Source organism: Streptomyces sp. NPDC046215 (assembly GCF_040646215.1).
In the GTDB taxonomy this organism is placed as follows: domain Bacteria; phylum Actinomycetota; class Actinomycetes; order Streptomycetales; family Streptomycetaceae; genus Streptomyces; species Streptomyces stramineus.
Genome location: NZ_JBEYZW010000164.1, coordinates 1 through 5620, shown reverse-complemented (window position 1 = coordinate 5620; position 5620 = coordinate 1). Strand labels below are relative to the sequence as shown.

Annotated in this window: 4 protein-coding genes; 2 read left to right on the top strand and 2 right to left on the bottom strand. The window is 71.6% G+C overall.

What is annotated here, in order from left to right; all coding sequences use genetic code 11:
* Nucleotides 1-98: 98 nt before the first annotated feature.
* Nucleotides 99-800, bottom strand: coding sequence for a MerR family transcriptional regulator (locus ABZ951_RS33425; RefSeq protein ID WP_344085763.1), 702 nt, complete (start codon nucleotides 798-800; stop codon nucleotides 99-101).
* A gap of 192 nt (nucleotides 801-992) precedes the next feature.
* On the opposite strand from ABZ951_RS33425, the gene ABZ951_RS33420 reads away from it, so the two are divergent.
* Nucleotides 993-1793, top strand: a complete 801-nt coding sequence (locus ABZ951_RS33420; RefSeq protein ID WP_344085765.1) for a VOC family protein — start codon at nucleotides 993-995, stop codon at nucleotides 1791-1793.
* A 106-nt stretch (nucleotides 1794-1899) separates the two neighbouring features.
* On the opposite strand, the gene ABZ951_RS33415 is transcribed toward ABZ951_RS33420, so the two are convergent.
* Entirely contained in the window at nucleotides 1900-3402 is a 1503-nt protein-coding gene (locus ABZ951_RS33415; RefSeq protein ID WP_344085768.1) for a M1 family metallopeptidase, read from the bottom strand.
* A 100-nt stretch (nucleotides 3403-3502) separates the two neighbouring features.
* Here ABZ951_RS33415 and ABZ951_RS33410 point away from each other — a divergent pair, with 100 nt between their 5' ends.
* Entirely contained in the window at nucleotides 3503-5572 is a 2070-nt protein-coding gene (locus ABZ951_RS33410) for a Xaa-Pro dipeptidyl-peptidase (RefSeq protein ID WP_344085770.1), read from the top strand.
* Nucleotides 5573-5620: the final 48 nt, after the last annotated feature.

Below are 5620 nucleotides of genomic sequence, written 5' to 3'. Positions count from 1 at the left end.
GGGCACCTCCTGGGGGCTCCCCCAGCGGTAGCTGGGGGAGCTTGAGGACGCGCCCGCAGGGCGCTCGCCGCCGCAGGCGGCACGGACAGGCCGGACGGCTACCTCGTATACAGCGCCCGCAGCTCGTGCTTGAGCGAGCGCTGGAACGCCGTCACCAGGGCCTGCACCACCAGGGGCTGCATATCGGCCGACAGGGACTTCATCGCCGCCACGTCCGGGGTGTCCACCTCCTCGTGGAAGAGCCGCGTCAGCTCCCGGGCCGTCGAACGGGCGTGCTCCAGCAGGACCGTCCGCGCCGCGAGGATCGTCTCCGGAGGGATCGGCACGTCCAGCAGCCGCACCCCCAGGTAGAGCAGGCCCGGGTCCACCCGGAAGGTGTCGGCGTCGCCCGGATCGCGCTCCAGGACGTCCATCGCGGCGAGCCGGTCGATGTCCTCCTCCGCCAGCGCCCGCCCGGCCCGCCGCTCCAATTGCTCCCGCGTCGTCTCCTCCGGCTTGTCCGGCATCCAGGAGGCCACCAGGGCGCGGTGGATGGCCAGGTCGTGGGGGCTGAGCCCGGCGGGCAGCCGGTCCAGGTAGCGCTCGATGGCGGCGAGGGTCAGGCCCTGGTGCTGGAGCTCCTCGATCAGGGCCAGCCGGGAGAGGTGCGCGGGCCCGTAGTGGCCCACCCGGCGCGGGCCGATCTCGGGCGGGGGCAGCAGCCCGCGCGTGCTGTAGAACCGCACGGTCCGCACGGTGACGCCGGCGCGGGCGGCCAACTCGTCGACGGTGAGCGTCGGTTCCCCGGTCTCCGTGGCCATCGGCGGCGCCTCGCTCTCTCTCGGCGGCTGTCGGGTTCAACAGTATTGCTGTATCACCATCGCTGTGAAACCTCCTGGCGTGCCGGAGCGTCGCCCCCGTGGCCGTCCGGGACGCGATTGTCAGTGGTGGGTGTCACGCTGGCTTCGCAGAGGACCCGTGGTCCCGCAGCGGGTCCGCGAAGGGAGGACGTCATGATCACCACTGATTACGTTCCCGGTTCCCCGTGCTGGGTGGACATCGGTGCCCCCGACGTGCCGGCCGCCGTCGCTTTCTACCGCGCGGTGTTCGACTGGGGCTTCCGGCCCTACGACGAGAGTGAGGAGGCGGACCAGTACGGCGCCTTCCTGCTGGACGGCAAGGAGGTCGCCGGCATCGGCCCGCTCACCGAGAAGGGCGCCCGCCCGGCCTGGATGATCTACTTCTGCACCGCTGACGCCGACGCCGCGGCCGAGACGGTGCGGCGGGCCGGCGGGACCGTCCGGGTGGCGCCGGGCGACGCCGACGGAGAGGGCCGGATGGCCCAGTTCACCGACCCTTCGGGAGGGCAGTTCGCCGTCTGGCAGCCGGGAAAGATGAAGGGCATGGCGACGGTGGACGGGCCGGGCTCCCTGTGCTGGACCGAGCTCTACACCACGGACGCGGCCGCCGCGAAGGAGTTCTACGGCGCGCTGTTCGGCTGGACGACCCAGGACATGGAACTGCCCGGCGGAGGCGGCACCTACGCGCTCGTCACCCCCGCGGGCCTCGGCGAGGAGCGGATGCAGGGCGGCATCATGCAGCTCCCGGCCGAACACCTCACGCTGACCGACGGCCGCCCCTATTGGCACCCCGTGTTCGCCACCGCCGACTGTGACGCGACGGTCGAGCGCGTCACCAAGAACGGCGGCAGGCTCCAGATGGGCCCGGAGGACGCGGAAGGCGTCGGCAGGCTCGCCGTCTGCGTCGACCCGACCGGCGCGGACTTCGTCGTCCTGAAGCCGGCGGAGGGCTGACGCCCGGACGGGATGCCATGCCTTGTCCTCGATCGCCGGACGGGCTGAAAGCCCGTCCGGCGATCGAGGACGCGCCCGCAGGGCGCTCGCGGCAACGACGGAAAAATCAGTGCCGGTGCGCCGCCTGCGCCTCCTGGATCTTCTTCCAAGACTTCGGCTGCGCCGGAGCCGTGAACGACTTCTTCGCCGGCTTGCCGGCCTTGACGCCCGGGGACGGCGGCGTGGTGGGCTTCGACGCCGTGAACAGCCAGGTGTCGAAGAGGCTGCCGAGCTTCTTGCCGGAAACCTTCTCCGAGAAGGCCACGAAGTCCTGCACCGAGGCGTTGCCGAACTTCTTCTCGGTCGGCCACTGCTTGAGGATCTCGAAGAACGTCTTGTCGCCGACGGCGTTGCGCAGCACCTGCAGCGTCATGGCCCCGCGGTTGTAGACCGCCCGGTCGAACTGCTTGTCCGCGCCCGGGTCGCCCGGCTTGACGCTCCAGAAGGGGTTGTCGGCGGGGACGGAGTTGTAGACGTAGTCGGCGAGTTCCTGCGCGGTGCCCTCGCCCTCCTTCTCCGACCACAGCCACTGCGCGTAGGTGGCGAAGCCCTCGTTGACCCAGATGTCACGCCAGTTCTTCACCGAGACGCTGTCACCGAACCACTGGTGCGCGAGCTCGTGCACGACCAGCGGGACGTTCGCGCCGTTCGCGAACCCGGACGGGCTGTAGAACGGCCGGGTCTGGGTCTCCAGCGCGTAGCCCGTCTTGACGTTCGGCACGTAGCCGCCGACCGCGTTGAAGGGGTACGGGCCGAAGACGGTGCTGCCCCAGTCGATCACCTCGGCCGAGCGCTCGATGCTCGCCCTGGCGGAGGGCCCGTTGTCGCCGAGGTCCTTGCTGTAGGCGTTGAGGACCGGCAGCCCGCTCGCGGTCGTGTCCGTGGTGATGTCGAACTTGCCGACCGCCAGGGTGGTCAGGTAGCTGGCCTGCGGCTTGGTGGAGCGCCAGTTCCAGCGCGTCCAGCCGAGCTTGGAGGACTTGGAGGCGAGGACGCCGTTGCTGATCGCCTGGACGTCGTCCGGCACGTTGACCGACACGTCGTACGTGGCCTTGTCGGTCGGGTGGTCGTTGCTCGGGAACCACCACGGGGCCGAGTCGGGCTCCTGCGCCACGACCGCGCCGTCCGGGGTGCGGTTCCAGGCGGTGTAGCCGTCGATCTTCACCTGCGAGGGGGTACCGCTGTAGCGGACGACCACGCTGATCTGCTTGCCCTTCTCCAGCGTGGCGGGCGGAGTGATCTCCAGCTCGTGGGAGCCGGACGTGGTGTGCGCCGCCTTCTTGCCGTTGACCAGCACCTCCTTCACGTCGAGCGCGAAGTCGAGGTTGAAGCGCGACAGCGCCTGCGTGGTGGTGGCGATCAGGGTCGCGGTGCCGTCCAGCTTGTCCGTCTTCGGCTGGTAGTTCAGCCGCAGGTCGTAGTGGGAGACGTCGTAGCCGCCGTTGCCGGAGTTGGGGTAGTAGCTGTCACCCGCGCCCGGCGCGCCCGGTGTGGCATCGGCCGCCGAGGCCGGGATCGCCAGCAGGAGGCACGCGGCGGCCGCGCTCGGAACGATGAGTCTGTGACGCACGAGGCACTCCAACTCGTAAGAGGCGAATGGATCACTCGGAAGCCTATGTACTCATCCGCGGTACGGGTATGTCCATGGGGCATCCCGTCATACGAACGACATGTTCGTGTCACGACGGGGTCCCCGGCAACCCCTCCCGTCCGCACGCACCCCCTTCTGCCCGGGAGTTGACCCGCGCTACGGTCCGGCCGTGCGCAGACGCCCGCGGGACACCCGCATACCCTGGACCACACTCGTACTGGCGGCGGTCGCCGCCCTGACCGCCGTACTCCTCGCCCCGGTGAGCGCGGCACAGGCCGCCCCGGGGCGAAGCGGCGAGAGCAGACCCGTCTACTCCTACGACCGCGCCGTGCGCGAATCGGTCTGGGTGGACATCGCGACGGACGGCGACGGCGACGGCCGCTCCGACCGGGTCGCCGTCGACATCATCCGCCCCCGCGAAGCCGCCGAACAGGGCCGGCGCGTGCCGGTCATCATGGACGCCAGCCCGTACTACTCCTGCTGCGGGCGGGGCAACGAGAGCCAGAAGAAGACCTACGACGCGCAGGGCAAGCCCGTCCAGTTCCCGCTGTACTACGACAACTACTTCGTGCCGCGCGGCTACGCCGTCGTCCTCGTCGACCTCGCCGGAACGAACCGTTCCGATGGGTGCGTCGACATCGGCGGCCACTCCGACATCCAGTCCGCCAGATCCGTCGTCGACTGGCTCAACGGCCGCGCCCGCGGCTACACCACCCGCACCGGTGGCCAGGCCACCACGGCGGGCTGGACCACGGGAGCCGTGGGCATGATCGGCAAGAGCTACGACGGCACCGTCGCCAACGGCGTCGCCGCCACCGGGGTCGAGGGGCTGAAGACGATCGTCCCCATCGGGGCCATCAGCTCCTGGTACGACTACTACTTCGCCAAGGGCGCCGCCCTGTTCGACGACGGCCCCGCCGGCCTCGCCGACCGGGTCATGAGCTCCGAGGCGCGCGCCCGCTGCCAGGCCGTGCAGCGCAAGCTCGTCCAGGGCGCGCCCCGCAACGGCGACTGGACGCCCCTGTGGAGCGAGCGCGACTACCTGCCGGACGCCGGCAAGGTGCGCGCCAGCGTCTTCGTCGTCCACGGCATGCAGGACCTCAACGTCCGGACCAAGCACTTCGGACAGTGGTGGGACGCCCTCGCCGACCAGGGCGTCGAGCGCAAGATCTGGCTCTCCCAGACCGGGCACGTCGACCCCTTCGATTTCCGCCGCGAGACCTGGGTGCCCACGCTGCACCGCTGGTTCGACCACTACCTCCTCGGCTACGACAACGGCATCGACCGCGAACCCACGGCCGACGTCGAGCGCGCCCCCGACCGGTGGTCCACCGACCGCTCCTGGCCCCCGCGCGCCACCCGTGGCACCGCCCTGCACCCGAACGCGGGCCCCGTGGCGGGCGTCGGCACCCTCGGCCTGACCCCCGCACCGCCCGGCGCCACCGAGGTGTTCACCGACGACCCCGGGCTCAGCGAAGCGGACTGGGCCTCGCGCATCGACGAGGCCACGCCCGCCAAAGCCGGCTTCACCACCCCGGTGCTCAGCCGTGACCTGCGGCTGTCCGGCTCCTCCACGGTGGGGGTGACGGTCACCCCCTCCACCACCTCGGCCCACCTCACGGCCGTCCTCGTCGACCTCGGCCCGGACACCATCCGCGACTACGGCGCGCGCGGCGAAGGCATCCGCACGCTCACCGACCGCAGCTGCTGGGGGAGCGGCACGCCGGGCGACAGCGCCTGCTACCGGCAGACCGCCGCCGAGACCGCCCGGGTGGGCCACACCGTCGTCAGCCGCGGCTGGGCCGACCTCGGCCACTACGCGGACCCCGCCAAGGGCCGCCCCCTGACCCCCGGCAAGCCCTACACGATCACCCTCGACCTCGCCGCGACCGACCACGTGGTCCCGGCGGGACACCGCCTCGCCCTGATCGTCGCCGGCACCGACGCGGGCCTCATCGAGCCCGCCCCGACCACCCCACGGCTCACCCTCGACCTCAGCCGCACCACGGCACACCTGCCGTTCGTCGGCGGCTACGGGGCCTTCGTCCGCGCCACGGCCGGCGGGCACCACCTCGCCCCCGGCGGCCCCGGCACCCTCGTACGGCCGCACGGCCTCCGCCCGCCCGCCCTCGACCGCCTCCCCTCCTGAGCACGGCCCGTGGTGGGGCCGCGCCGCCGGGGGGGGCCGCCGCGACCA